The organism is Sinorhizobium sp. BJ1, from assembly GCF_002531555.1.
GTDB classification, from domain to species: domain Bacteria; phylum Pseudomonadota; class Alphaproteobacteria; order Rhizobiales; family Rhizobiaceae; genus Sinorhizobium; species Sinorhizobium fredii_B.
In genome coordinates this window covers 79,065-104,065 of record NZ_NWTH01000023.1, presented here as the reverse complement: position 1 = coordinate 104,065, position 25,001 = coordinate 79,065, and the positions used below count along the sequence as shown (strand labels likewise).

Here is a 25,001-nt window from a genome sequence, read left to right as displayed (position 1 = left end):
GGCTATTAAAGGCTCCCTTCTTGAGCTTCATGCTATTGGCAATGATCTCGAACCATGAACATACTTCCTGACCGATATGTGCGACTGGGAGCATTGCTGCGGCCGCAGTCGCCATCAAGGGAATCCCACGTAACGCATCGGCGCATCGTCCCGACGTGGTCCGCAGAAAAATTGCGGACGCGTCCGCCCAAGGCCCCGGGGCATCCGTCCCGTTTTGGCTTGCGCGCGCACGATGGTCAAGTCGGTCATCAACACTCCAAGTCGGCTTCGCAGGCAAGCGGCGCGAGCCGCATGCCTATCTGGATCCAGCGATAGTACGCCGCTTCACCGCCTGGTAGTCGGGTCGATCGCTCGATCGCGCCAACGGCCACCCGCCGTATCATCCACGATATTCCGGTTCGGCCAGCGGCCCCTCGCCTGCCTTTCAGACGACTGGCAGAAAGCCACGCCGAGCTCCCAAAATCAGCGTTGGGTCTGGTTTGCTCCCTTGTTGGCTCCCGGTCCGTCGTGTCCATCCGAGAGGGCCGCAGGATTTTGTGCGCCGCGCGTGGTAACGTCGGTTCATGGAGATCGATGAGGACAAAATCGACGATGCCGTTTTGGCGCTGTTATGGCTGACGCTGCATAACGAGCATTGTGCCTGGAAAGGCTTCGACTGGGCAACGACGGATCGGCTTCACAAGAAGGGAATGATCGGCGACCCAGTCAACAAGTCGAAGTCATTGATCCTGACCGATGAAGGCTTGGAGCGTTCAGAAGCGTTGTTCCGGAAGCTGTTTACCCGGCCGCCGCAATAGCGGTCCCTTGTTGTGCCTCCACTGCCAAGGCAGCAGGTCGTGCAGGCGGGAGACGGGAAGATCGGCGATGCGGGCGAACACATCGGCGAGCCACGCCTTTGGGTCGACGTCGTTGAGACGGCAGGTCGTGATGACCGAGAGCATGATGGCGGCACGATCGGCCCCACGCTGGGAACCGGCGAAGGTCCAGTTTCGACGCCCGAGTGCAATTCCTCTCAGAGCGCGCTCGGCCGTATTGTTCGTGAGACAAATCCGGCCATCTTCGAGGAAACGGGCAAAACCATCGCATCGCTTCAGCATGTAATCGATCGGCTCGATCACCTCGGACGATTTGCTGAGCGTGGCGCACTCCCGTTTCAGCCACTCGTGCATGTCATCGAACAGCGGCTTGCTCTTTTCCTGCCGCGCGGCCAACCGTTTTGCGGCGCTCAATCCATTGATCTCGCGTTCAATCTCAAACAGCGCATCGTACCGTTGGACGGCCTCCAGGACGATCGGCGAGATCGGCTTGCTCTTGCGTTTGCGGTCGCGGGCATTTTTCTGTCGGCCAGTTCAAAGAATTTGCCCCGCGCATGCGCATGGCAAAAGGCGAAGGTGATCGCCATACCCGGCCGGGTGCTTCTGCGGATGCTCGCCGCGGCGGTCGCTCGACGCATAGTATATGGCCGCCGGCGCTGCCGCTCCGCCGTAGGACCGGTCATCGCGCACGTAGGTCCATATTCGCCCGGTCGTGCATTTGTCTTCGGCCTGAATGGGAATGGTGGTGTCATCGCCAAAAAGCCGCTCGGCCGCGAAGACATGCGTCTCGATCAGGTCAAAGATCGGCAGGAGCGCGGCCGTTCCATACCCGACCTGGTCGGCCGTCTCGATCACTTTGAACCGGCACGGAACCTCCTCGAGCGTCTCGGTGACGTCCCCGCCCAGCTTGGACAGGCGCGACCCGCCACAGCATGCGCAGGTGACTGGGGGATCGATCACCACGCGCTCGCGCTCGATATCCTCCGGCCACGGCTTTCGCACCGGCCGTTTGCGCGTGAACGAACGCACGCTCGAGGTCTTGGCGGCAGCCGCCTGCGCTGCGGCTTCATCCTCCATCGCCGCCATCACCAGCTCTTCGAGCTGCAATTCCATCTGGTCGATCAGGCGCGCCGTGCGCTCGGATCGCCTTCCGCGCAGTTCGCGCTTCAGCTTTTCGATCGCCAGCTCCAGACTGGCAATCACGGCCTCGCTGTCCGACGGCATGGCCTGCGCATTGGCGGCTTGCGCCACCGCAATGTCCCGCTCGGCGACGACGGTGTCGCGCTCGGCAACAACGACATCACGTTCAGCCTGCAACATCTCACGCTCGGAAAGCAGCGCCAGATAGGCACTCGCAAGGTCCGCAGCAAGATCCACAGGCTTCGAGGTCATGAAACCATTCCGCCGGTGAGATCGCTACCGCGCCGCCCTCCATATTCGGCCAGATAAACCGGCCCTTCTCCAGCCGCCGGGTAAAAAGGCAGGCGCCCTGACAACGGATCATGCTTCAGAACCTCCTGCACCCGAAGCGCCGGGAGGGAAAGCCACAGCGCTTGTCCATATCCCCCGTCGAAAGCCAGATCTTGACCCCTGTTCCCATCGGAAACGGGTTCACCGCAGCGCCTCCAGTCCGCGCAGGATCCGAAGCAGCGCGTCAACGTCGACATCGCGTCCCACGATCACACGGCGACCATTGGCGCTGACAACCTCCATAAGCCCACTTTGTGCCGTCGAAGAATTGGTCGGCGCAACGACCGGCATGTCTGGCTCCGGGACTAACAGTGCAGGAATAAACCCTTTACTCGCCCCGGCCATTGCCGAGCCGTCCCTCGCGAGCTGCTTTACGCCAATGGTTCAACTGAAAGCGTGTGATCCCATGGCGACGTGCTGTTGGCGTGACCTGACGCGGGCGGAGTAACTCTACGCCACGATTGCAAGTTTGGCCTCGTTGCTGAAACGGCGACGCCACCCGCTATCGACAATCTCGATACGGCTAACTTGCGGCCGCTTCTCTATCGTTAAATCCACGGTTCTCACACTGTCTATATTGACGTCCATATAAACAGAAACCCCAGTTCGCCTCACTTCTACCTGCTGGCGATGGATGCGCAACATCTGAACAGCACTCGCGCGAGCCCGGACGAGGTCGCGCATGGCCTCATGACCTTCATCGAGCACCCAGACCGCCGTCAGCTCGTCGGCCCGTAATAGCCGGGCGAGCGAAATGGCATCGCCCGGTTCGTCTTGACCCGGTCACCTGGCTTCCTCGGGATCAACGATGGAGCGACGACGATGCATTCGTGACCGAGTGAGCGGATCAGCCGGTATAGCCCGTAGCCGGTGGGACCTGCACCATAACAGAAATGGATCTGCTCAAACTTTGCCGCAATCCGCTGAATCGCGCGGCGCATCCCGGTATCAGAAGCCTCGACCTCTCGCCCCAATAACGGATCTCGCCGGTTCGACCGGACTAGGCAACGGCGATAGCATTGTGACGCTTCGCAACATCGATTCCGACAAAAGCTTCTCTATAATCAGATACGGCTCGTCCTCCTGTTATGAGGATCGGCCCGGCCTGTCCGAGCAACCCTCGGAAGAACAGCTTAGCGCGAGCCACCTCACTCCCGAACAAGGACACACGGTCTTACATCTCGATCAGGTCGCCGATTAGATTGTTCCGCCCCATTCTTCTGGTCCCATCATGGGAGGGCCACACAGGCCGATCCCGGAGAGAAGCGCGATACTGCGAAGACATCAACCATAGGATACGGACAGGTCAGAAGGTGCTTGACCTCACCACGCCGAATAGAGAAGACAACCGCTCCCTGAGACACGATCCATTTCCCGTCGAAGCAACCCCGCAGGCAGTAAGTAGAGGTGTGAAAGTGAATGGCAACTACTAAGGTTAGCAGCGGTGGATGGCGTGGATGTAGTGCTAGGATTATCGTGTCCATCACGACGCACTCACTAGATAAGTGCAACGTGGAACCTCTAATCCGCCTTTGTTTGCACATGTCATCACCTCTCGCGCGTGAAAGGTTCACGATGTCGCTTCCTTCTTGTCGCGTCGACTTATCAAGGGCAAAACGTTCGAGGACGCCATGATCAGTAGCAACGGGTCTAGCAGCCAAGCCTGCGTCGAATCCTGCCGCACCGTTTCTGAGGCCTTTGTGGAGTGCGTGCAGAAATATCCTGAAAGTATCGCAGTTCAGTGCGGTGATGAGCGAATGACTTACCGAGAGCTATTTCGTGCGGCATCTTATGTGTCCCGTCGGCTATCTGAGTGCGGTGTGGGCACAGGTGACATTGTCTTGATTAATCCGTCCCGTCACTTGGACACAGTGTTCCTTATCGTAGGAATTCTGCTTCGGGGAGCGATAGTGTGTCCGCTCGATCTTCCCGCGCGCGAGGCGAAGACGCGGCATATCGTTGAGACTTCAGGGGCTAGGTTTGCGCTTGTTACGCCTAATACTCCCATCGCTGCCGATGTGCGCAAGCTCTTCGACTTTTTCCGTGTCCAAACGGTTCTTGTCGAGCGGCAAGCAAACTACGAGTTGTCAAGTGATCAACATCACGCAACAACCGAGTCAGGCTGCTATCTCCTTTTCACGTCCGGTACGACGGGCGCACCGAAAGGGGTGCTCATGTCAAATAGGGGGCTCGCCAACTTGATCCGCTGGGACACATCCCACAGAAGATGTGAACCCAGCACGATCCATCTGCAATTCGCATCCTTCCATTTCGATATTGCGTTTCATGAGTTGTTTGCTGCAATCAGTTCGGGAGGAACGGCGGTCTTAGCAACAAGCGAACAGCGGCAGGATGTCCGGCTACTCCAAGAGGTACTCTCTTCAAGTCGCATCGAACGGGCGTACCTGCCGTACAGTGTTCTAAATCAGCTGGCACTTGCGTCGTCTACATTCACCAAACCGCTTTACCTCACGGAAATTACTACGGCTGGGGAACAGTTGAAGATCAACAGCCATATTAGGTCGTTTTTCCAGCGCCTAGGCGCTGTACTGTACAACAATTACGGGTCAACAGAGGTGCAAGACGTTACATCGCTACAACTCGACGGAGATCCTAATCAATGGCCGGATCTGCCATCAATCGGCTTTCCCATCGCGGGCATGGAAGTGGGTGTACTCACTTCCAGAGGGGTCACTTCGGATCCGGGATCTGAGGGACAAATCGTAGTCAGAGGGCCACAGGTCGCAATGGGGTACATGCAGACCGGCACCAACGGACTGGTGGCCCTCCCTGCAACCTCTACAAGTGCAGCTAACGAGTACCTCACGGGCGATCTCGGAGCTATCCTGGCTGATGGTAGGATTGTAATCACGGGGCGGATTGACCGGCAAGTGAAGATCCGCAGCCAACGGGTCGACATTGCGGCTGTAGAAGCCGCGATGGAACGTTCTCGATACATCAGACAGGCTGCAGTTGTAGCAACTGAGATCGGCGGGCGAGTTGAACTGATAGGTTTCGTGACGGTGGCCGAGAAGTCTACTGAGGACCTCCTGCAAGAAGATGCTAGAACAATTGTTCTCCAGACACTGGATGAGGTAGCTGTTCCTTACCGCATCTATACGGTGTCGACGTTTCCCTTGACATCGACCGGAAAGATCGACCGCGGTGCACTTGAGGCCAGGGCGTCCTCCACCGCTTCGGTGCTGCCTTCCGTTCGACGCAAGGAGCAAAGTTTTGAGCAAGCAATCTCTGAGATCTGGAATGATGTTCTCCCTGGTGGTGAGGGGCGAAGGTTCGGTGAAGCAGGAGGAGATTCACTTAGTGCGATGCAGCTGGTAGTACGCCTGCAGCAAGAACTGCAGGTTAACGTCTCGGTAGCAGACATTTCTATTGAGACTACGCAGGAGTCGATCCTCAAAATTATAAGAAGTCGTGCCGCCACCGGCGAAAGCGAGCTGACCTTTGCTCCTTCGCGGCGAAAGGCCGTGGCAATAATTGGCATGGCAGGTCGTTTTCCTGGAGCCCGTTCAGTTGACGATCTTTGGCGCGGACTTCTAAGGAATGACGTCTTCCTGACGACGTCCACGAACGATCCACCGACACTGGCGGGATGCGACCACTTCGTCAGGACCGGTGGATTTCTTGACGACCATGACTATTTCGATGCCGATTTCTTTGGGATCAGTGAGCGTGAAGCGTCGTTGATGGACCCGCAGCATCGCGTTTTCTTAGAATGCTCATGGCAAGCGCTCGAGAACGCCGGCTATGCACCGACAAGGGTGCCTTATCGGACAGGCGTATACTCTGCCAGTGGCTCGAACACTTATCTCATCAACAGTATTTTGCCTACGGTGATGAAAGACACCAGTGGGCCTTTCTTGAGCCACCGGCTGATTCAGCATATCGAAGAGATTCTCGTCGAGCAAGGCAACTCTCCCGATCAAATCTCAATGAGGGTATCAAACAAGCTAAATCTGACAGGCCCCAGCGTCTCTATAGGTTCGGCCTGCTCAGGTGCATTGGTCGCAGTCCATTATGCTGTCCAGGCCATTCGTGGCCGAGAAGTCGAAATGGCAATTGCAGGTGGCGTATCAATCTGCACGCCGCAGCGTGTGGGTTATTTTGCGCACGAGGGACTGATCCTATCACCGACGGGCGTCTGCAGACCGTTTGATGCGACAGCTGACGGAACGGTGTTTGGAAACGGATGCGCGGTCCTCGCTCTAAAAGACTATGATCTCGCGGTTCGCGATGGCGATCAAATCTTGGCCGCGATTGTTGGTACGGCTGTCAACAACGACGGCGGCCGCAAACTGAGCTATTCAGGGCCGAGCCTGGAAGGTCAGGTTGAAGTTATCAACGCAGCTCTGGAGGACGCTGGTCTTACTTCCTCCGAAATTGACTACGTTGAGGCACATGGGACTGGTACGCCGGTTGGCGATTCCATTGAGATCGCGGCGCTCCTGGCAACATACGGCGAAGCCAAAGTCGCTGAAGATTGCCTGATCGGATCCCTAAAGGCTAACATCGGCCACCTTGATGAAGCGGCAGGTGCAGCTGGATTGGTTAAAGCAACCCTCTGTGTTCAACAAGGCAAAATCCCGGCCATCCCGACTTTCCAGAATGCAAATGAGCGAGTGACCCTAAACGGATCCCGACTGAAAATCGCGCACGGGCAAGCACTGAACTGGCAGAGCCGACCGGGAAGACCAAGACGAGCAGGCATCACCTCCTTGGGGATAGGAGGGACCAATTGTCACATCATCCTTGAGAGCCGCGAAAACCATCGTGAACCTGAGCAAGAGCCTCGTAGTTCTCAGCAGCACGAAATCTTCGTGCTATCGGCTCAAACACCCCAACAACTGATCAGACTTTGCCAGGACGTGCACAACCTCCTTGCTTCGTCTAATAAACATCTGGATTTGCGGGATATATGTATGACCTCCTGCGTCGGCCGCAGGCCGGAACGATTCCGCATCGCTCAGCCGGTTTCTAGCAAAGTCGAGTTGTCCCAGTTCCTTGATGATGTAATCAAGGGAACGCTGTTGCCTTCTGATAGTGCAGGTCCAACTAAAGTTGCCGGGTTATTTACTGGCCAGGGATGCCAACGTGCGGAGATGGGTACAGAGCTTGCGAATGCTTTTCCTGTTTTCAAGAACGCGATGGAAGATTGCTTCAAGCGCATGAGAACTAGCCATGGCATCGACCTTGAGCAGGTGGTGGGAGAGCCCCCTGGCTCGCAACCGCGAATAAATCTCACGCAGTTTGCGCAGCCGGCGATCTTCGCGTTCGAGTACGCCATGACGTGTCTATTTCGGTCTTTTGGGGTTCAGTTTGAGCAGGTGGCGGGCCATAGCTTAGGTGAAATTGCGGCGTGGGTTGCTGCCGGTGCCCTGTCGCTAGATGACGCGTGCGTCCTCGTTTCCGAGCGGGGACGATTAATGGGGGACGTTCCCGCCGGACTCGGTGCAATGGCCGTCGCCAAAGGAAGCGCACAAGATCTTACACTCCTCGTCTCCAATTTAAGCGACGGTGTGACTGTCGCGGCGTTTAATTCACCGAACACCGTCGTATTGGCCGGTGGCCGAGATGCTATGGCAAAGCTTACTGATGCTGGTGAAGTGTCCGGTTGTAGCGTCACCCCACTGCCAGTATCTCACGCATTCCATTCCGAGCAGATGCGCTCTATAATTAACGAATACACATCTGTCATCGCGCGGCTTTCCTTCTCTGACCCAGTAATTCCTGTCGTCTCTTCGGTCACAGGAGCGACTCTTCCAGGCAATCTCGACTGGACCGGATTTCTTACGGATCACGTCATGGAACCAGTCCGCTTTGACCATGTGCTTCAGTACATGCTTGAAGATAAATCAACGGTTTTCGTGGAGCTCGGACCTAGACCGATGCTTGTTGGTCTCGGTATGGAGAATGACCCCAACGCTGAGAGGACCTGGATTGCCTCTTGCCGCAGCTCTTGTGAAGTAAAAACCTTCCTCACGGCCATCGCGGAATTGTTCAGGCTTGGCGTCGATATCCGATTCGACGATCTTGCTTCTCAGGAGCCGTGGCACCGCATATCCTTGCCGACCTATCCCTTTCGCAGGAAGCAATTCAGCTGTACCCCAGCAACTCGCTCGGATCCAATTGCTATGCCGGCTGCGTTCGATCATCCTCGCAACCAATCGAGTGTTGAATCGATCCACACTAGAGGCGGGCTCAAATCACCAGATCCAGACCAAACCGAAGAGGACGTCTTGCGGCTCATTTCAGAGCAGATTGCTATGCTTCTCGGGGAACGGGATGTTTTAGCCATCGATCCGGATCTCGAATGGCGCGACCTTGGTCTAGATTCGCTGGGCTTGATCGAATTCCGTAATGAGCTGCGGAAATCTGTTGGAACAACTGCATCTTCGACCGTGATCATGAGTAGCCGAACCCCGCGCCGTCTTGCGAAGGAATTACACGAGACTGCCTCACGACTGCATACAACATCGGAGCATCTGTCCCGGAAAGATGCTCGACTTCTTCTTATTCCCGGCATCACAGGAGAGCCGATGGACTTCGCAGCACTCCTCCCCCTACTCGGTGATCTTCCATTTGAAATCCTTGAATACCCAACAGAGCTTGATCCCTGGCAAAATGAGATTGAACCGTCTGATATTATCATCCCGATGACTGCTCGTGCCAAAGAGGCAGCAAATGGCAAACCCGTAATTCTCGTTGGTTACTCTTTTGGCGGAAAAATCGCAAACGAGGTTGCCGTCGAGCTTCATCGGCAGAATGTCAACGTTGCGCGAGTAATCATTTTGGACATCCCGGCGAGTGCATCCCCAGCAATCTCGGTAAGTGACCAGGCCCCACGATCCCTGGACCAGAAGAGCTTCAATGCAATGCTATCAGACATGCCCGCAAAGGCATTCGATGCATTGGATCTTGCTTGTGCTAGCAGAGCGATCGATCCCAATCTGAAACAAACAGCCGCGATCTATTGGGCAAACAGCATTATCGCACCGAAGTTTGAGGCCAGCGAAACGACCATCCCGCTCACATTTGTAAGAGCGGCAACAGTGGGAGTCTTCGGCAGCCAACTGCCAACGGAGAAAGCGACCTCAGTTGATCCCACATGGGGATGGAAGAGAGTTGCAGCCGAGGTGGATGTTCATGTCGTTCGTGGAGACCATTTCACCATCATGCGGCATGACAACGCGCCGCAGATTGCGGAGTTGATAAAGCAAATTCTCTATGTTGATTAGAGGGGCTGCAAATACGGGACGGACCGGCCACGGGTAAATCCCTCCACAGTGAATGGATAAGAGTGCGGCGGTTTGAACTGCTCTACAGTTGCTGCCGCCAGCCCGATAACCGTCGCGATAGCAATGGCGACGGTAGCCCTTGTAACTTCTCATTAGCCGCATCTGCCATGCTTGCGGATGCGGTGGCGGACGAGAGACCTAAGCCCCTCGGGACACCAAGCCCATGGCAGAGCTGGGTCTTGGGCCGCCGTTCCATCAAACCCGAACAGTCGCCGGGGTCGCAAGCGAAGCCCGATTGGGCCAGGATGGGGGAAAATGGACGCGACTTCCGTAGGCGCCGACGTTTCGCAAGACTGGTTGGACGTGCATGTGCTGCCGACAGGCCAGCGCTTCAGGGTTGGCAATGACGATGCCGGCATTGCCGAGCTGCGGGAAAGGCTCTCCCGGCTTTCACCGGAGCGGATCGCGCTGGAGGCCACAGGCGGCCTCGAGCGGCTGGCGGTCGCGGCGATGGCAGCGGCGGGTCTGCCGGTGGTCGTGGTCAATTCGGCGCAGGTCCGCGCCTTCGCCGACGCGCTCGGTACGCGCGCCAAGACCGATCCGATCGGCGCGGCGCTGATCGCCGCTTACGTCAACGCCGTGCGGCCGCAGCTGCGGCCGTTGCCCGCCGCGACGACCCGCGCGCTGGCCGACCTCGTCGCCCGTCGGCGCCACATCGTCCAGATGATCATGGCCGAGCAGAACCGTTTGCGTACGGCGAGCAGCCGTCAGGCCCTCAAGAGCATTAGGCGGCTGCTTGCCGCGCTGAAGCGCGAGTTGGAAGCAATCGACGCCGACATGGACGGCCACATCCGCAAGTCGCCGCTGTGGCAGGTCAGCGAGAAGCTGCTCATCTCCATGCCCGGCATGGGACCGACGGTGGCGAGAATTCTGCTCGCCGAACTGCCCGAACTCGGCAGCCTCGACCGCCGTCAGATCGCCGCGCTCGCAGGGCTGGCACCCTTCACCCGCCACTCGGGCAAGTGGCGCGGCAAGAGCTTCGCCGGGCGCAGTTCCGTGCGCGCGGCGCTGTTCATGATCGCTCTCGCCGCCATCCGAAACAACCCTCACCCTCAAGGCACTCCGCGACCGCCTCGTCCCCGCCGGCAAGGCCAAGATCGTCGCCGTCGTCGCCACTACGCGCAAACTGCTCACAAGCCTCAACGCCATGATCCGGGACCAAAAACCCTGGCAAACCGCTTGACGGCAAAAAAAGTCGCTCTCGCCTCTGACCAACCCATGATCTCAGGTCCTGGATGAGGGGCAAAGTTCGACGGTTACGAACATTGTGAATACCAGACTTTAAGCTTTGTTGATCTTGTGCGAAGCGATCTTCTCAGGGCAAAAGGGCTCACAATCCATCCCAAGCCTATAGCCCCTAGGCACTGGCGGCTTAACATGGCTGATGGTGTGACTAAGCAACTTTTCTGGGGTCTTTTGTCCAGCATTTGCAGATGTACTCGCAAGCCGTGAGGCCTTGAGGATCTTGAGGCGGCGAGAGAAGTTGTGGCTGAGAGGAAGTAGGCGAGGCGACGACGCAATTGATCATGGCGGTCGTAATAGTCGCGGTTTGACCGTGGGCCCTTGATTGTTCTTTTTCGTTCGGGGTTCGACATCGCCCTTGGCGCAGGCATTTCGAAGTCATATGTCCATATGATTCGCCGGCCGCCGTCGCTTTCCTTGATTAAGGGGATGGCCGAGCCGCTCTGGCGGCTGCTCACCCTTTGTCGCCCAGGGCCTCGTCCATTCTCCTCAAGAACCTCCTGCATCACCGCTCGCAGTCCATTGGGCTTCGCCAGCAGAATGTCCTTGAGTGCGGCGGCGGTTTTATCTTCAGTCCTGGTTATGGTGCCGTTCCTCGTGAGGGAACCGGATGACGTGAACGTCACCAGGCTGCCATGACCGCCCCCTCAGAGACTTTGCAGAACCTTCAGCACAGTAGCTATTTTGTATGGCCGGCGGATCGCCTTGGTCGTCGTGGGGCTTCTGTGTAAGAATTTGTCTCATGCGAATCTAAAAGGTTGCAGCAGCAAAATCCGGGGCCAACATCTAGATGGCTGCTTTGTGGCGGGTTTGTCCGGTCTGCAACATCGTGATGTCGACCTGACGCTAGCTGCGAACTCATTAAGTCATTGATTAAGATGCAGAACAGTTTTCTGGTGTTCTTTTTGCAAGATTGGCACGACCTTTGAAAGTCCTTGGCCGCGGTTCACCAGGAACCGCAGATTACTCGGCACCGCGTCGTTACTGCTTGGCGATGCTCTACCGACGACGATGCACAAAGCCGCAGTCTCTGACAGTCGGCAGCTTGTGCTTCAATGACAATTGGCTGCGGAGGAGAGGCTATGGAACGCCCGCGGATGGCTGCGTTCTCTCAAGTTCGAGAGCCGAGGTGTAGAGTAACCGATCAGCTCTCGTTGATCCCGTCGATGCCTTCCCTGGAACCAGCCAAGGAGGCGTTTCCGGTCGAACTCGGCCGATTTCTGGAGCAGACCGATGGTGTTGCTCGATCCGAGCAACTGTTCGACCTGTTATCGGCCTTTGCCCTTCAGTATGAGTGCCCGTGGGTTGCCTATAGTTCTCATTCAGCCGACCAGATCCTGAAGTCGGTCCGACGGGCACCGGCCCTCATGAGGTATCCTGATGAATGGCAGGAACATTATGTCCAGATGGGATATGACAGGATTGATCCCATCATCAAAAAGAGCCGAAAAGCGTTGGGCGCCTTTCGATGGAGCGAGGCGTACAATGACATAAGCACGACGGAAGTGGAACGGCGGTTTTTCGACGAGGCCGCAACATTTGGTTTAAAGTCGGGCATCAGTGTTCCATTGCATGGGCCCGGCGTCGGCTTCGCCATCATGAGCTTTGCTCGACCCTCCTGCCGAGAACTCCAAAACAGAACAATCACCTACTTGCAACTTGCCGCGTTACATTTCCATCTGAGAGCCGCGCCGGCCGTGAATTCGCGCTGCATAGAGGAAGCTCCTAACCTTTCTCAAAGAGAGCAAGAGTGTATTCTGTGGGCGGCAAGAGGGAAATCGTCTTGGGATATAGGAGTTATTCTGGGAATTTCCGAGAACACGGTGAATTTCCACATAAAGAAGGTATTGCGAAAGCTGGATGTGGGTAGCAGAACGGTCGCCGCTGTAAAAGCAGCGAGCCTCGGGATTATCGAATTGTGAAATGCGGGTCAAGAAGCGTGAAACCCGCTGGGCCGACACAGCGCCCTCGCCTAACTTCTTTCTCTCGGCTGCAATGGAAGACCGTACGCTCGCATTTTGTTGTATAGGGTCTTTCGAGATATGCCGAGATATCGCGCGGCTTCACCGCGGCGAAAGCGGTGGCGCTGAAGCGCATCGAGGATCCATTCCCGCTCATCCCCCGGATGTGGATGCGGCGCGTCCGCGTTTGCGTCGCCGAGCGGCGGCAAATGCTCGGCCTTGATCCAGTCGCCTTCGCAGCGGATGGCGGCCGTTTCGAGCACGGATCTGAGCTCGCGGATATTTTCTGGCCAGCCATAGGTCATCAGAACTCGGTAGGCCGAGTGGTCCACCGACAACTTCCGGCTGCGCCGGTCCTTTCGGAGCGCTTGTAGGAAGTGTTCGGCGAGGAGTGGAAGGTCTTCAAGGCGATCGCGCAGAGGAGGAAGAAAGACGTGACCGGGCGCGAGACGCGACTCCAGCGAGGGTATCAGCAGCCCGCTCGAGCCCAACTCAGAGAGCGGCCGCATCGATGTTAGGATCAGGCGGCCTTCGAACCGCCCTCTCTCGTTGTCGCCCAGGCGCCGATAAGCGCCTGTCTCAATGACTTCTACCAGACGTTCCTGAGCGTCGATGCACAGGCTTTCGATATTCTCGATCAAGAGAGTTGCCTTGGGATGGTACTGCAGCAGCCCAAGCACTTTCCTCCCGCCCTCGCTCGGGGCGAAGCCAAAAAGCGATTCTCCACTTGCGTCTTCGGAGGTGATGAGCTTGCTGCCGGGACGTCTGGCGGCTTCATGAATGCCTCGTGCCAGAAGCTTCTTGCCGGTTCCGGCTTCCCCGGTAATCAGAACCGGTAGAGCAGAGGCGGCAAGCTTTTCGATCCGTTGCTTTATTTGCTGGATTGAAGGTGACCGCCCGACGATCGAGTATTCGCGCTGCACATGCTCGAGCCGGCGCTCCAGTTCATCAATTCGCTTTTGCAAGGTGCCGACGGATTTGAAAGCCGATGTAATCTGCTCCATGGAGGCTTCGAGTGGCACCCGATCGATGGTGGAGCCGCCAATGTATCCGTCTGCCCTGGACAGCGCGGATACCTCGTACATTTGGTCGGGGCTCACGATAGGGCCGCCCTCGAGGACACAAAGAGTGCCCTCTGAGATCGCCCGTATCTGACGGAAAATGACCTTTGCATACTCAGCCGCTTGCCTCAGGCTGAGCTCTGTGCGGCTTCCGACAGTCCCTCCGACGTTCCAACCGAGATTGAGATTTATGATGTCTACGCCGGCGGTCGCGGCCTGCTGAGCTTCGTCCACAGTTCGAACATAGGCGAGCGTCGCCATATTTCTTTTCTGAGCGGCCCGAAGCATTTCAAGCTCACGCTGGAACCCCAGCCCTGCTCGCTCGATATCGGCCCGAAACCGTCCATCGAGAAAAATGGAGGTGGGGAAGTTTACAATTGCGCCAAAACCAGCATCCGCAATTCTTTCCAGTTCAGCTTCTATCGAAGACCGCGGATCGAAAGCACTGGCCCCGAAAAAGACTGGAACTTTGGCGAAAGGCAGGATCTCTGACTTTGCGAAATCCAGGACAAAGTCATTGCTCTTGCGCAGTGCGAGCAGGGAAAAGATAGAAGGGGCGCCCATGCTACGCAAACGCCCTGCATTCAGAGCAAGGATAAAGTCTGCGCCGCCCCGCGAGGCTGCCTGGGCGGCCATTCCCGTGCCGATCGCGGCGCCGACGAGCGTCGTGTTTGGCTTGCCAAGCGTCGCCTTGAGTGTCGCGACAATCTCCGCTCTTGCATGCGCGGAAGCGGAGAATTCAGGGCGATGAACCCCGAGATGAACGATCGGATCAGCCATTGTGAGGCTAACCTACATCTTATCGTTACTCGATCGAAGCCCCCTCTCGGTAGGACTGGAGAAATTCCTGTACTTTTACCGGTTGACCCAGTCGGACGCTTTCGATCGCTGAGAATACGAGCGCAACGGACTGCAGATTCTCCCAGACGCTGGTTGACATCGGCGGGCCGCCATCGAGCCACTGGCAAAACTGCTCAATCAACAGTGCGTTCTGCCACTTCTTACCAGGTAACAGCGACACCTGCTGACCTTTTCCTTGGCGGCTCGCTTGTCGCAGCCGCATCGGGTAGCGGCGAAATACCTCGATCTCACGATGGTCGAGGATAGCCGTCCCGCTTTCCCCCTCCACCCGAACATATTCGAAAGCCCAATCGTTAAGACCCGTGGCTTGTGCCGAAGACCCTTCATAGACCCCATGAGCGCCGTTCGCAAAGTCCATCAAGACTATGGCATCTGTGTCGCCCTTGTAATCTGCCCATTCCGGCTTCCACGTGCGGGCATAGATCGACGTGCAGGGTGCGCCGGCGAGATCGGCCATGATATCCAGGTGATGGACAGCGCCCTCGATAAGCATCGGATGCATCATTTCGTGGCGAAAGCGCCCCCAGGAATCATAGAGGCGGAAGTCTCCGGCAAACCGACACGATACCGTATTGATGCGGCCGATGGTGTCGGCGCTGACGAGCGCTCTCAACGTCGATTTGTCCTGATCGAACCGGTGGCTCATCGTCACGCCCATGTTTAAGCCGGACTTCCTCACTTTCTCAGCGATACGGACGGAGGCCTCCATGGTGTCGGCGATCGGCTTCTCGGACAGGATGTGCATGCCGCGGGCAAGGGCCAGGTCGACGATCCCCTCGTGCAGAGCTGGCGGAATGACGATGGTGCAAAAGTCGGCATCCACCATCTGGAAGGCTTGCGCGGCCGAGGTGAAACACTGTTCGGCCTTCAAGCCGAGATGCTTGCGGCTGATTTCGAGCGCCTTGGCGTCGATGTCCACGAGGCCGACCACCTCAATCGTCCCGTCCGCCACGTTCGGCGGCAGGAACGTGTCGCACCAGCGCTCTCCGAAGCCACCGGCGCCGATATGCAGGACCTTATACGTCATTGATGTTCACCTCCAGGAGGACTTGGCGCACGCGACGGATCAAACCCGCTCGGGACGTACATCGGCAGGCCCATGCGTGTGCTCCCAAAGATGACCAAAGCGCTTCCTGCCTTCGAGCGTCGTCTCGAAATATGCCCCCTTCACGTCGGTCCGCACATGGGGAAGATCATGATGGTGGCCCATGCCGATGGCGACGCAATCGCCGACTTCGACCTCGAAGCCGCGCGAGCCGACGACGACCGTCCCTGCCCCCTCGATGATCACCCAATATTCGTCGCAGTCGTGATAATGGGAATCGAAGTTGGTCGACTTGGGATAAATGACCGGATCCCCCTTGACTGGAACCGGCGTGTCGGGGCCGAGCTTGAACACCCCGCATCCGCCGAGCTCGTTGCCCCATCTGCCATAAAAGACGAGCACCTGTGCGGTCCCGTCGCCGGCATCCGCGGTGAAGGGACCATTAGCCCCATCCATGTCAAGGAACTGGCCTTCACTCAGAACCTGCGCTCCCTTGGCGCTCCTCAAGCGGCAGGACCCGCGCGTGACGAGCAGACGCTGCTTGTCGGCGGCAACGGGAATCGGCAAGGGCTGATCGGTCAAGTCAATGAACTCGAAACCGGTGAGTTCGCACCAGCCCGGCGGCTGGTCTCCACTTCGAAAGACGGACATCTGCTTGCTTTCCCTTCTCACGGTCAGGCCGACTTGCGACGGATCGCCTTGAAGGCTTGCGTCTGGGACTTGATGGCCTCCTCGGTCGGCAACCGCTCCATGCTGCTTGCTCCATAGAAGCCGTGGCAGCCAAGGCAGGCGTCGAGAATAAAGCGAGCGTCTTCCGGATTGGCGATCGGACCACCGTGGCAGAGAATGATGATGTCGTCGCGGATTTCTCTCGCCGCCTTGATGCACTGGCTGATGAGGACGACACAGTCCTCCATGGATTTGCCCGAGCGCGCGCCGATCGCGCCGCCAGTCGTCAGGCCCATATGGCAGACGAGAATGTCGGCGCCGGCCTTCGCCATCGCCACCGCATCTTCGCGGCTGAACACGTAGGGTGTCGTCAAGAGATCGAGCTTGTGCGCCTCAGCGATCATCTCAACCTCCTGGGCATAGCTCATGCCGGTCTCTTCGAGATTCTGGCGGAAGAGCCCGTCGATAAGACCGACGGTCGGGAAGTTCTGCACGCCGGCAAAGCCGATCGCCTTCAGTTCGCGCAGGAAGCTCGGCATGACGACGAACGGATCCGTGCCGTTGACGCCAGCAAGCACTGGCGTGTGCTTCACGACTGGCAGAACCTCGCTCGCCATGTCGACGACGATCTGGTTGGCGTTGCCATAGGCGAGCAGTCCGGCGAGCGAACCGCGGCCAGCCATGCGGTAGCGGCCGGAATTATAGATCACGATCAGATCGATATCGCCGGCTTCCTCGCTTTTGGCCGACAGGCCCGTTCCGGCGCCGCCGCCGATGATCGGCTCGCCGGCGCGGATCTTCTTTTGGAAACGGTCGATCAGTTCCGCACGAGTGGGACGCTTGACAAGAATATCAGTGCTCACGAAGGGCCTCTTTGAAGTTGGTGACGAGGAGTTCTGCAAATTGCGGATCGTTGATGTGAAGAGGCACGCGGATGAGTTGCCGCTTGGTCGTCCGGCGAAGGGTGCGCTCGAGCGCTGCGAAGAGCGCACTATCTGCTTCAGGGTCGTGGAAGGGCTGACCGGGCGCATCGATCGCCGAGACACCGAGTTCGGGAATCAGGAAGCGGACCGGGCCCTCGCAAAGGTTCAGCCGTTCTGCAATCCATTCGCCGATGCTGTTGCATTCCTCCGGGGTCGTCCGCATCAGCGTGACCTGGGGATTATGGACATGCAGGCGGCGCGATCGGAACTGACTGGGCACCGTGTCCATCGCTCCGAAATTGACCATGTCGAGTGCGCCGCAGGAGCCGACATAGGGTAGTCCGGTCCGGGCGAAGGCACCGAAGCGATCGGCCGTACAGGGGAAGACGCCGCCGATGAGATAGTCGCAGACTTCCGTTGTGGAGACATCAATGCCGCCGACCAGCAGGCCGGAGTCGGCGAGCTTTTCGAAGGACTGACCGCCGGTTCCGGTAGCATGAAACACCAGGGAATCGAAGTCGGCCTCGAGCGCCCGGGTGACCGCCTGAACGCAAGGGGTCGTGACACCGAACATCGTCAGGCCGATCGCCGGCCGCTCGTCCGCCGCAGCGCTCACCTTGTTGAGCACCATGCCGGCGATAGAATGAGCGGCATTGCCCAGCACCACCCGCGAGATGCGGTTGAGCCCGGAAACATCCGTCACCGAATACATCATGCTGATGTCGGTCGGTCCGACATAGGGCGCGACATTCCCGGAGGCGACGGTGGAAATGAGCACCTTCGGCACTCCGATCGGGAGCGCGCGCATAGCAGGCGCGATCAAGGCGGTGCCACCCGTTCCGCCCGCGCCGATGACACCGTCGATATCCTGGCGTGATCGGATGTATTCCACCAGGGCCTCAGACATTGCGGCGACCGCCTTGCCGCGATCCTTGAGCTCTTCGGGTTTTGGCGGGTTCGGATGGAAGCGTGCGACCTCCGACGGCTGGACGTCGACATCGTCGGCTTCCTTATGAAACTCCGAAACAGAAACATCGACCAGGACGGCGTCACACCCTGCCTGCCGGACAAGATCGCGTAGATAGCGCAGTTCGCTGCCCTTGGTATCGCAGGTTCCGACCACATAGACTGTATTCATCGTTCCTCCCGGCCCTTCTCAGTGAACCTTCCACGCCTGACAAAACCGTAGTTGCGCCCGCCGCGGCAAATCAATTGGCGCTGGCCGACGGTTTGGGTAGAATTGGGTAATCGTTTCATGGGTATACGAGTGCACATGCCTTCCACGCTCCCCTCCATTCCGATCGTGACGGATCTCGCCGCTATCGCGGGCGAAGAGCCGCAATCCGTGAGGCTCTATTGCCCCTCCTGCGAAGGATTGGACGGCAGCGCCTACGACAGCTTGGTGCTGCTCCCGATCCACGACGCCAACGAGCGCCTTCTGGCCGAGCTCCGGAATGGGGTTCGGAGCGAGGCCCAAGTTTTTGCGGGCGTGTTCGCCCTTGATCCTTTCCGCCGCCACGTCGACATCCTCAAGGCCCTTAAGGCCGCCGGCTGTCACAGGGTCGTCAATTTTCCGAGCGTGACCGCGATCGACGGCGAAATGCGCGTCAGCCTCGAGGACTTCGGCTACGGAGTCACCGCCGAGATCAATCTCTTGCGGACGGCGGTCGCGAAGGGCTTCAGCGCGCTTGCCGTCGTCGACAGTCTCGGCATGGCGCAGGAAGCCGTCGCGATCGGCGTCAGCGGACTGATCGCTGCGCGGCATGCCAACGACGCCATGCTCGCCGACCTCTTAGAGCTTGCGCATGAGACCTCCCTGGGGCTGTTTCGACTTCCCGACGCCGTCGGCGGAACGTGAACGGATGTTCAGCCGGTAATCCGCGCGCCGGAGTTCGGGTCGAAAAGATGGGCGCTGCCTTTCCTCGGCCTGAGCCAGATTTTTTCGCCAGGCCGCACGTCGGCCCGGTCCCTGAGTACCACGACGACGTCGCGCCCTCCGACCGTGACGTAGAGCTGCGTTTCGGAACCGGTCGGCTCGACGACCACGACCTCTGCAGGAATACCGGTTTCGCCGAGCTCAAGGTGCTCCGGACGAATCCCGTAGGTCACCTCCGAGCGGCCGGTGAGCGTCGGACAGGCATCAACCGGCAGCTCCACGCCTTCCGGGGTCTTTAGAGCCGGACTGTTCGCTAAGACGACCGTCGCCGGCAGGAAGTTCATCGACGGCGATCCGATAAAGCCAGCCACGAAGATGTTGGCCGGTCGATCGTAAAGTTCGAGCGGCGTGCCCATCTGCTCCACCCGTCCCTCGTTCATGACGACGATCTTGTCGGCCATGGTCATTGCCTCGATCTGGTCGTGCGTGACATAGACGGTCGTGATCTTCAGCCTCTGGTGCAACGCCTTGATTTCGGCGCGCATCTGCACCCTGAGCTTGGCATCAAGGTTAGACAGCGGCTCGTCGAACAGGAAGACCTGCGGGTCGCGCACGATCGCCCGGCCCATGGCGACGCGCTGTCGCTGGCCACCAGAAAGCGCGCGCGGATAACGATCCAACAACTTACCGAGTCCGAGGATAGCCGCGGCCTTGTCGACGCGTTCATCGATCTCTGCCCGCGGGCGTTTGCGCAGTTTCAGCGCAAAGCCCATGTTCTCGGCAACGGTCATGTGCGGGTAGAGCGCGTAGTTCTGGAAGACGATCGCCATGTCACGTTCCTTGGCAGGGCGATCGTTGATCACCTCGGTTCCCATCAGGAGATCGCCACCGGAGATCTCCTCCAGTCCCGCCAGCATGCGTAAGAGCGTGGACTTGCCGCATCCAGACGGTCCCACCAGCACGACGAACTCCCCATCCTCGATCTTGAACGAAAGTTGAGGGATGACGGTCAGAGCGCCATAACGCTTTGTGACATTGCGGATAGTTACATCAGTCATATTCTGCTCGGCCCTTCTACTAAGATTGCAGCGACCATGCGGCGGGTCACTTGACGGAGCCCATGGTCATGCCTTGCACCAAGTAGCGCTGCATTATGAAGGCGAAGACGATGACCGGCGTCGACACCAGGAAAGCCGCAGCACCCACGGCGTCCCACTGTACGCCGTATTGGGTTCTAAAGCCGAGCATCGCCAAGGGCGCAGTCGGGCTCACGGACGTGGTCAGGATCAGGGCAAATAGAAATTCGTTCCACACTCCGATGAACACGAAGACGGCTGTCGCCAGCATCCCGCCAAGCACCAGCGGCAACATGATCTTTGTGAACACCTGCCATTCGCTGCAACCGTCCGAAATCGCCGCCTCGCGGAGCGTCGGATGCACCTCCATGAAGAAGCTGCGCATCAGCCAGATCGCGAAGGGAATATTGACAGCGACGTTCATGACGACCAGCGCCTGATAGGTGTCGAGCTGGTGGAGGCGTGTAGCGATCAGATAGACCGGCACGCCGATCGCAATCGCTGGAATGATGCGCGCAATAAGGATCGCCACCAGAAGAGCACCGCCCCGCCTGCTGACATGGGCAAGCGCGTAAGCCGCAGGCGCGGAAACCCCGATCACGAGTACAACGCTCACAATCGTCACCACCGCACTGTTGATGATGTATTTCTGAAACCCGGTCACTTCGAACAGGTGCTTAAAGCCGGCGAGCGTCGGCTCGAAGATGAAGCGGGGCGGCATCGAGATCGTATCGACGCCATGGCGGAAGCCGGTCAGCACCATCCACGTATATGGGAACAGATAGACGAAGGCGAGCACGCACCAGAAGAGTGTCCAGAGCAGCTTGCGAGTGGTGCGGTTGGTTTTGGATGAAATAGCCATGCCTCACCTCCCCTAGTGGCGGTTGACGCTTGCGCCGCGGAACAGGCGCCAGATCAGCGGCGCGCTGATCGCGAGAACGAAGACGACATAGATCCACGAGATCGCGGTGGTTCTGCCGATATCGAAGACCTTGAAGCCTGTGTTGTAGGCGTAGACGCTGAGCGTCGTCGTGACGTTGCCGGGGCCTCCCAAAGTCAACAGGAAGATCTTGTCGAAGTCGGCCATGACGCCGATGATACGAAACGCCGCGGCAATCATGATGTAGGGGACGAGATGCGGCAGCGTCAGGTAGCGGAAGACCTGGAGCGCATTGGCGCCATCGGCTTGCGCGGCGCTCACCGTGTCCCGGTCGAGAGACTGCAGCCCCGCGAGGATGATCAGCGTGAAGAACGGCGTCGACTGCCACACATCCATGATGATAACGGAGGCGAGCGCAACGGTGAGGCTCAGCCACGGCACCGGCTCGAAGCCGAGCGTCCCCAAGAGATAGTTGAAGACGCCGGAATCCTGCTCATATAGCAGCTTCCAGAAGATCCCGACGACCGCCGGCGTGATCACCATTGGGATCAGCATCAGGGAGCGAAAGAGGCCGCGGCCGAAAAATTCCAGGTTCAGAAGGACGGCAAACAGGATGCCGAGTGCGCATTCCAGCGAGACCGCGACCACGGCATAGATCAGCGTAACGCGGATCGACGCCCAGAACTCGGTGCTCCTCAAAATATCGGTATAATTGAGAAGGCCGATGAAGTCCTGATCGCTGCCAGGGATGACAAGGGACCAACCCGTAAGGCTGTAGTAGAACGAGTAGACCAGCGGCACGCCAAGAACGAGAGCCATGATCGCTGCAGCCGGTAGCGTGAACCAGACCACCGTGCTGATGCGGATGCGGCGATGCCTGCGAACGGCGATGCCATCGCGTGGAACTGTTTGAGAGATCGTCATCAGGTAAGCTATCCGCGGATTTGCCGTTGTAAAAAGGAGGGGCAGACGGGGAGGAACGCCTGCCCCTCGCGGGAGCGCGACCTCAAGTTTTGAGATAGCCGCGGCGCCGCATGAAGGATTCGACCTTGCCTTGAAGGTCGCTTGCCGCTTGTTCCGGCGTCTTGATCTTCGCCACCGCCGCATTCACCTCATCATAGATCATGATGTGGATCTGCTCGGCTTCCTTGATCGGCGGATATTCGGCGACGTGGCCCTGAAGCCCGGCAAGCACGGCCGGCCGGTTCGGAGCCTGCTTGATGAGTTCCGCATCCTTGAGCGCCGAGATGCGGGCGGGAGCACCACCAATCAGACCCATGCGGCGAACAATATCGGGTGACGTCAGCCATGCGACGTAGAGCTTGGCGGCGTCCTTCGACCGAGAGGAATCGTTGACACCCATCGACCAGCCACCCAAGAGGGATGCCTGCGGCATCGGTGACCAACCGATCTTGTCGTGGACCTGAGACCTCTGCGGGTTGAGCAGATCGCCAAAAGCTCCGGGCCACATCATCGACTGCCCCGACTGACCGGTCGACAGGCTGTTGAACATCTCCGGGAAATCCCAGGCAAGATTGCCGGGAGGGCTGATCGCCGCCAGCTTCTCGACCAGGAACTTCATGGTGTTAACGCCCGCTTCGCTACCAAAGGTCGGCGCGCCGGAAGCATCGAAGTACTCGCCGCCCATCGACTTGAAGACCATGATCCAGGTCACGGTCGTTTGAATGCCCTTGCCGGCCGGCATCGCATAACCGAATTGGCTGTTGCCGACGAGCTTGGCGCCGCGCTCAACCACTTCGTCCCAGGTTTTCGGTGCGGCCTCAGGATCGAGGCCCGCAGCCTTGTAGGCCTCCTTGTTCCAGACGAACAGCGTCACATCGCCGAGTGTCGGTAAACCGATGAGCTTGTTGTTGGCGCGCCCATAGATTTCGAGCGCGCGTTGTGGATAGTCTTCAAGCGCGAGATCCGGCGCACCCGGGATTTCCGCCGGAATATTGGAAAGATCGGCACAGTACGGTTCGATCTCGAACTTCCACTGATAGGCGAAGTTGAAGACGTCGAAGGACGCAGCACCACTGGTCAGATCGAGGATCAGTTTTTGGTATTGCTCGTTATAGGACAGGTTGACGTATTCGACGGCGACGCCGGTCGCCTCGGTGAAGTCGCGACTGACCGTCGCCATGGCTTCAAATGCGGCGCCGGTCGAGGCGAGAGCACGGATTTTCTGACCCGAATAGGTCTTCGGGAGCGAAGCGCCGGCATCTTGCGCGAATGCGCGGGTGAGGCTGGAGCCAAGGAACGGTAGAGCCACGAGCCCAGCAGTGAATGTACGACGTTTCATATCTCCTCCTAATTGGAGCTTTTGCGGCCCCCTCGACCGCTTCTCCTCTCGCTCCATATGAGAAGTGTTACGGCAGCCCCAGAGCGCATTCAATGCAGATGAAGCCTCTGATTGGGTAAAATTGGGTAACCACTCAGGGGCAACTGAGGAGTCTCACGAGGACTATAGGCGGGCGTGGATAGAACCTAGCCCCGGCTAGCGCCGAGGCCAGCGACGCTATGCGCTTAACTTCTTCATTGCCTTGAAATCTAAAGCTTGACCGTCAATTTGCACGTCAACCTGCCCGCGGAGGATATAAGGTGCAATCTGCCGGACGAAGCGAGACACGAAGTGATGCGTCACTTTAAAAGCGTGCCAGCGCCAAGATCGAGCGCACTGATCATTGAACCCGTCGAGTGCTTGGAATCCGCCGGCATTTTGAACCGGGCGCTGCACATCCCACCTAGTAGATTCAGGGAAGGCGCGATCCGAAACTCGGATCCTGACGCGATGTCGCGGTGAGGCTTTGACGGTTATCGGCGTGTGGGATCGAAGGGTGATGACTGTACCCATCTTGGTTTCCTTTGGCTCGGAATTGAGACGGGCAAGGAAACGGCGAGCCGACAGCAACCTTGCCCGTTCGAAAACAGGCTGGTCGGCGGCCCGCCGTTGGTTCGGCAGGTTCGGCTCTTGCGCTACATTGCGAGCGAAAGCGGTGCTTGAAGTAAATTTTGCTTCGACCCCGATGCAATGACTCTATCGATCTTTCTGACTCTCGCAAAGGCTAGACGTCCAGAACCTCCGGAGGCGACTTGAACGGATTAGGAGCCGAACCCCACGCCACATAAAATCAGCGGTGTTGCGCGTCACCACAATGAGACCGTGGACGCGGGCGGTCGCGGCCAGAGCAACGTCCCTCCGGTCTTTGTTCTTGTTGCCGAGAAGCCGCGTCCATTCTGCAACGACCGGCCCATCAACCCGGATAATGCGATCGGAGAACGGTTTTTTTTGAGCGTCTCGATTCCTTCAAGGATCTTGCGCGCGTTCCGGTTCGCGCTTCATCAGGGTTTCGGCTCCTCGACGTTTCTCGAACAGTGTGACCACACTCAGCCGGAGGTCCGTGTTATCTGCCGTCGCGATCCACTGCTGCACATTCTTATGGCCGCCGCGTTTGAGCTCACGGTTTTCATCAAGCAAATAAAGCCTCACGGAATGGCCCTTGGTTCGACATCACCAAGGCTTTCATCGTCATCGAACGCTCCGGCATCAGCCAAAGCTGCCAAAGTAGCCTTCAAACTCTTCGTTGGATAAGGACGGCCTCGCTTCGGATAAGCCTTGGCAAACTCTATGGCGCCTCAACCTGGTCGCGCGTCAATGAAGGAAAATCCTTGAGTACTGCATCCGCACCTTGGTCTCGCGCTAGAGCCGCGACCAAGTACGCCGTGATTGACGTCCCGCGAATAACAGCTTCACTCCGACCGCCTTTGCTATCAATCCTGCCTTTGATCGCCTCAAGTCTCATCATCCG

Annotated in this window: 18 protein-coding genes and 2 pseudogenes; 5 read left to right on the top strand and 15 right to left on the bottom strand. The window is 58.2% G+C overall.

What is annotated here, in order from left to right:
- Positions 1 to 563: 563 nt before the first annotated feature.
- Positions 564 to 797, top strand: coding sequence for a DUF6429 family protein (locus CO676_RS24460; RefSeq protein ID WP_097522990.1), 234 nt, complete (start codon positions 564 to 566; stop codon positions 795 to 797).
- Here CO676_RS24460 and CO676_RS24455 read toward each other — a convergent pair.
- The 3 genes and pseudogenes from CO676_RS24455 to CO676_RS24445 form a co-directional block, all read right to left on the bottom strand.
- A pseudogene (locus CO676_RS24455) lies at positions 753 to 2,135 on the bottom strand (transposase). The gene CO676_RS24460 and the pseudogene CO676_RS24455 sit on opposite strands and share 45 nt — an antisense overlap.
- A gap of 291 nt (positions 2,136 to 2,426) precedes the next feature.
- Positions 2,427 to 2,576 (bottom strand): hypothetical protein, encoded by a 150-nt coding sequence (locus CO676_RS36290; protein ID WP_245424431.1) that lies wholly within the window; start codon positions 2,574 to 2,576, stop codon positions 2,427 to 2,429.
- 330 nt (positions 2,577 to 2,906) lie between these two features.
- A pseudogene (locus CO676_RS24445) lies at positions 2,907 to 3,375 on the bottom strand (transposase); the annotation flags it as partial.
- Between the two features lie 541 nt (positions 3,376 to 3,916).
- Here CO676_RS24445 and CO676_RS24440 point away from each other — a divergent pair.
- From CO676_RS24440 to CO676_RS24430, 3 genes are all read left to right on the top strand, one after another.
- Positions 3,917 to 9,538 (top strand): type I polyketide synthase, encoded by a 5,622-nt coding sequence (locus CO676_RS24440; protein WP_097522989.1) that lies wholly within the window; start codon positions 3,917 to 3,919, stop codon positions 9,536 to 9,538.
- Positions 9,539 to 9,853: 315 nt separating this feature from the next.
- The gene (locus tag CO676_RS24435; RefSeq protein WP_245424427.1) at positions 9,854 to 10,837 is read left to right on the top strand and encodes an IS110 family transposase; all 984 of its coding nucleotides are present in this window, start codon (positions 9,854 to 9,856) and stop codon (positions 10,835 to 10,837) included.
- Between the two features lie 1,085 nt (positions 10,838 to 11,922).
- A complete protein-coding gene (locus CO676_RS24430) occupies positions 11,923 to 12,762 on the top strand; it encodes a LuxR family transcriptional regulator (protein ID WP_097522988.1) in 840 nt (279 codons plus the stop codon).
- Positions 12,763 to 12,812: 50 nt separating this feature from the next.
- On the opposite strand, the gene CO676_RS24425 is transcribed toward CO676_RS24430, so the two are convergent.
- Genes CO676_RS24425 through CO676_RS24405 form a run of 5 tightly spaced genes read right to left on the bottom strand, consistent with a single transcriptional unit; the run spans position 12,813 to position 18,498 of the window.
- Positions 12,813 to 14,642 (bottom strand): phosphoenolpyruvate hydrolase family protein, encoded by a 1,830-nt coding sequence (locus CO676_RS24425; RefSeq protein WP_097522987.1) that lies wholly within the window; start codon positions 14,640 to 14,642, stop codon positions 12,813 to 12,815.
- A 25-nt stretch (positions 14,643 to 14,667) separates the two neighbouring features.
- Positions 14,668 to 15,750, bottom strand: coding sequence for a Gfo/Idh/MocA family oxidoreductase (locus tag CO676_RS24420; RefSeq protein WP_097522986.1), 1,083 nt, complete (start codon positions 15,748 to 15,750; stop codon positions 14,668 to 14,670).
- Positions 15,751 to 15,789: 39 nt separating this feature from the next.
- Positions 15,790 to 16,419, bottom strand: a complete 630-nt coding sequence (locus CO676_RS24415) for a cupin domain-containing protein (protein ID WP_179875628.1) — start codon at positions 16,417 to 16,419, stop codon at positions 15,790 to 15,792.
- A gap of 23 nt (positions 16,420 to 16,442) precedes the next feature.
- Complete coding sequence (locus CO676_RS24410) at positions 16,443 to 17,300, bottom strand: phosphoenolpyruvate hydrolase family protein (protein ID WP_097522984.1); 858 nt, start codon at positions 17,298 to 17,300, stop codon at positions 16,443 to 16,445.
- Entirely contained in the window at positions 17,290 to 18,498 is a 1,209-nt protein-coding gene (locus CO676_RS24405) for a Tm-1-like ATP-binding domain-containing protein (protein ID WP_097522983.1), read from the bottom strand. The genes CO676_RS24410 and CO676_RS24405 overlap by 11 nt, the downstream gene beginning before the upstream one ends.
- Positions 18,499 to 18,633: 135 nt before the next feature.
- Between CO676_RS24405 and CO676_RS24400 the strand changes: the two genes are divergently transcribed.
- Positions 18,634 to 19,218, top strand: coding sequence for a phosphoenolpyruvate hydrolase family protein (locus CO676_RS24400; RefSeq protein ID WP_245424425.1), 585 nt, complete (start codon positions 18,634 to 18,636; stop codon positions 19,216 to 19,218).
- Between the two features lie 8 nt (positions 19,219 to 19,226).
- On the opposite strand, the gene ugpC is transcribed toward CO676_RS24400, so the two are convergent.
- The 7 genes from ugpC to CO676_RS36275 all read right to left on the bottom strand — a co-directional run bounded on the left by ugpC (position 19,227) and on the right by CO676_RS36275 (position 24,995).
- The gene (gene ugpC / locus CO676_RS24395; protein ID WP_097522982.1) at positions 19,227 to 20,294 is read right to left on the bottom strand and encodes a sn-glycerol-3-phosphate ABC transporter ATP-binding protein UgpC; all 1,068 of its coding nucleotides are present in this window, start codon (positions 20,292 to 20,294) and stop codon (positions 19,227 to 19,229) included.
- Between the two features lie 46 nt (positions 20,295 to 20,340).
- The gene (locus tag CO676_RS24390; protein ID WP_097522981.1) at positions 20,341 to 21,174 is read right to left on the bottom strand and encodes a carbohydrate ABC transporter permease; all 834 of its coding nucleotides are present in this window, start codon (positions 21,172 to 21,174) and stop codon (positions 20,341 to 20,343) included.
- A gap of 12 nt (positions 21,175 to 21,186) precedes the next feature.
- Positions 21,187 to 22,116 carry a sugar ABC transporter permease gene (locus tag CO676_RS24385; RefSeq protein ID WP_097522980.1) on the bottom strand — a complete coding sequence of 310 codons (930 nt, stop codon included), beginning with the start codon at positions 22,114 to 22,116 and terminating at the stop codon, positions 21,187 to 21,189.
- Positions 22,117 to 22,198: 82 nt separating this feature from the next.
- Complete coding sequence (locus tag CO676_RS24380) at positions 22,199 to 23,494, bottom strand: extracellular solute-binding protein (RefSeq protein ID WP_097522979.1); 1,296 nt, start codon at positions 23,492 to 23,494, stop codon at positions 22,199 to 22,201.
- Between the two features lie 216 nt (positions 23,495 to 23,710).
- Entirely contained in the window at positions 23,711 to 24,046 is a 336-nt protein-coding gene (locus tag CO676_RS34755; RefSeq protein ID WP_144340189.1) for a hypothetical protein, read from the bottom strand.
- 453 nt (positions 24,047 to 24,499) lie between these two features.
- Positions 24,500 to 24,670 (bottom strand): hypothetical protein, encoded by a 171-nt coding sequence (locus tag CO676_RS36280; protein ID WP_245424424.1) that lies wholly within the window; start codon positions 24,668 to 24,670, stop codon positions 24,500 to 24,502.
- Between the two features lie 148 nt (positions 24,671 to 24,818).
- Positions 24,819 to 24,995, bottom strand: coding sequence for a DUF433 domain-containing protein (locus CO676_RS36275; protein WP_245424435.1), 177 nt, complete (start codon positions 24,993 to 24,995; stop codon positions 24,819 to 24,821).
- Positions 24,996 to 25,001: the final 6 nt, after the last annotated feature.

Bases quoted from the DNA above. Each gene is read 5' to 3' on its own strand.
- CO676_RS24460 (WP_097522990.1), top strand. From the start codon at position 564: ATGGAGATCGATGAGGACAAAATCGACGATGCCGTTTTGGCGCTGTTA.
- CO676_RS36290 (WP_245424431.1), bottom strand. From the start codon at position 2,576: ATGCCGGTCGTTGCGCCGACCAATTCTTCGACGGCACAAAGTGGGCTT.
- CO676_RS24440 (WP_097522989.1), top strand. From the start codon at position 3,917: ATGATCAGTAGCAACGGGTCTAGCAGCCAAGCCTGCGTCGAATCCTGC.
- CO676_RS24435 (WP_245424427.1), top strand. From the start codon at position 9,854: ATGGACGCGACTTCCGTAGGCGCCGACGTTTCGCAAGACTGGTTGGAC.
- CO676_RS24430 (WP_097522988.1), top strand. From the start codon at position 11,923: ATGGAACGCCCGCGGATGGCTGCGTTCTCTCAAGTTCGAGAGCCGAGG.
- CO676_RS24425 (WP_097522987.1), bottom strand. From the start codon at position 14,642: ATGGCTGATCCGATCGTTCATCTCGGGGTTCATCGCCCTGAATTCTCC.
- CO676_RS24420 (WP_097522986.1), bottom strand. From the start codon at position 15,750: ATGACGTATAAGGTCCTGCATATCGGCGCCGGTGGCTTCGGAGAGCGC.
- CO676_RS24415 (WP_179875628.1), bottom strand. From the start codon at position 16,419: ATGTCCGTCTTTCGAAGTGGAGACCAGCCGCCGGGCTGGTGCGAACTC.
- CO676_RS24405 (WP_097522983.1), bottom strand. From the start codon at position 18,498: ATGAATACAGTCTATGTGGTCGGAACCTGCGATACCAAGGGCAGCGAA.
- CO676_RS24400 (WP_245424425.1), top strand. From the start codon at position 18,634: ATGCCTTCCACGCTCCCCTCCATTCCGATCGTGACGGATCTCGCCGCT.
- ugpC (WP_097522982.1), bottom strand. From the start codon at position 20,294: ATGACTGATGTAACTATCCGCAATGTCACAAAGCGTTATGGCGCTCTG.
- CO676_RS24390 (WP_097522981.1), bottom strand. From the start codon at position 21,174: ATGGCTATTTCATCCAAAACCAACCGCACCACTCGCAAGCTGCTCTGG.
- CO676_RS24385 (WP_097522980.1), bottom strand. From the start codon at position 22,116: ATGACGATCTCTCAAACAGTTCCACGCGATGGCATCGCCGTTCGCAGG.
- CO676_RS24380 (WP_097522979.1), bottom strand. From the start codon at position 23,494: ATGAAACGTCGTACATTCACTGCTGGGCTCGTGGCTCTACCGTTCCTT.
- CO676_RS34755 (WP_144340189.1), bottom strand. From the start codon at position 24,046: ATGGGTACAGTCATCACCCTTCGATCCCACACGCCGATAACCGTCAAA.
- CO676_RS36275 (WP_245424435.1), bottom strand. From the start codon at position 24,995: ATGAGACTTGAGGCGATCAAAGGCAGGATTGATAGCAAAGGCGGTCGG.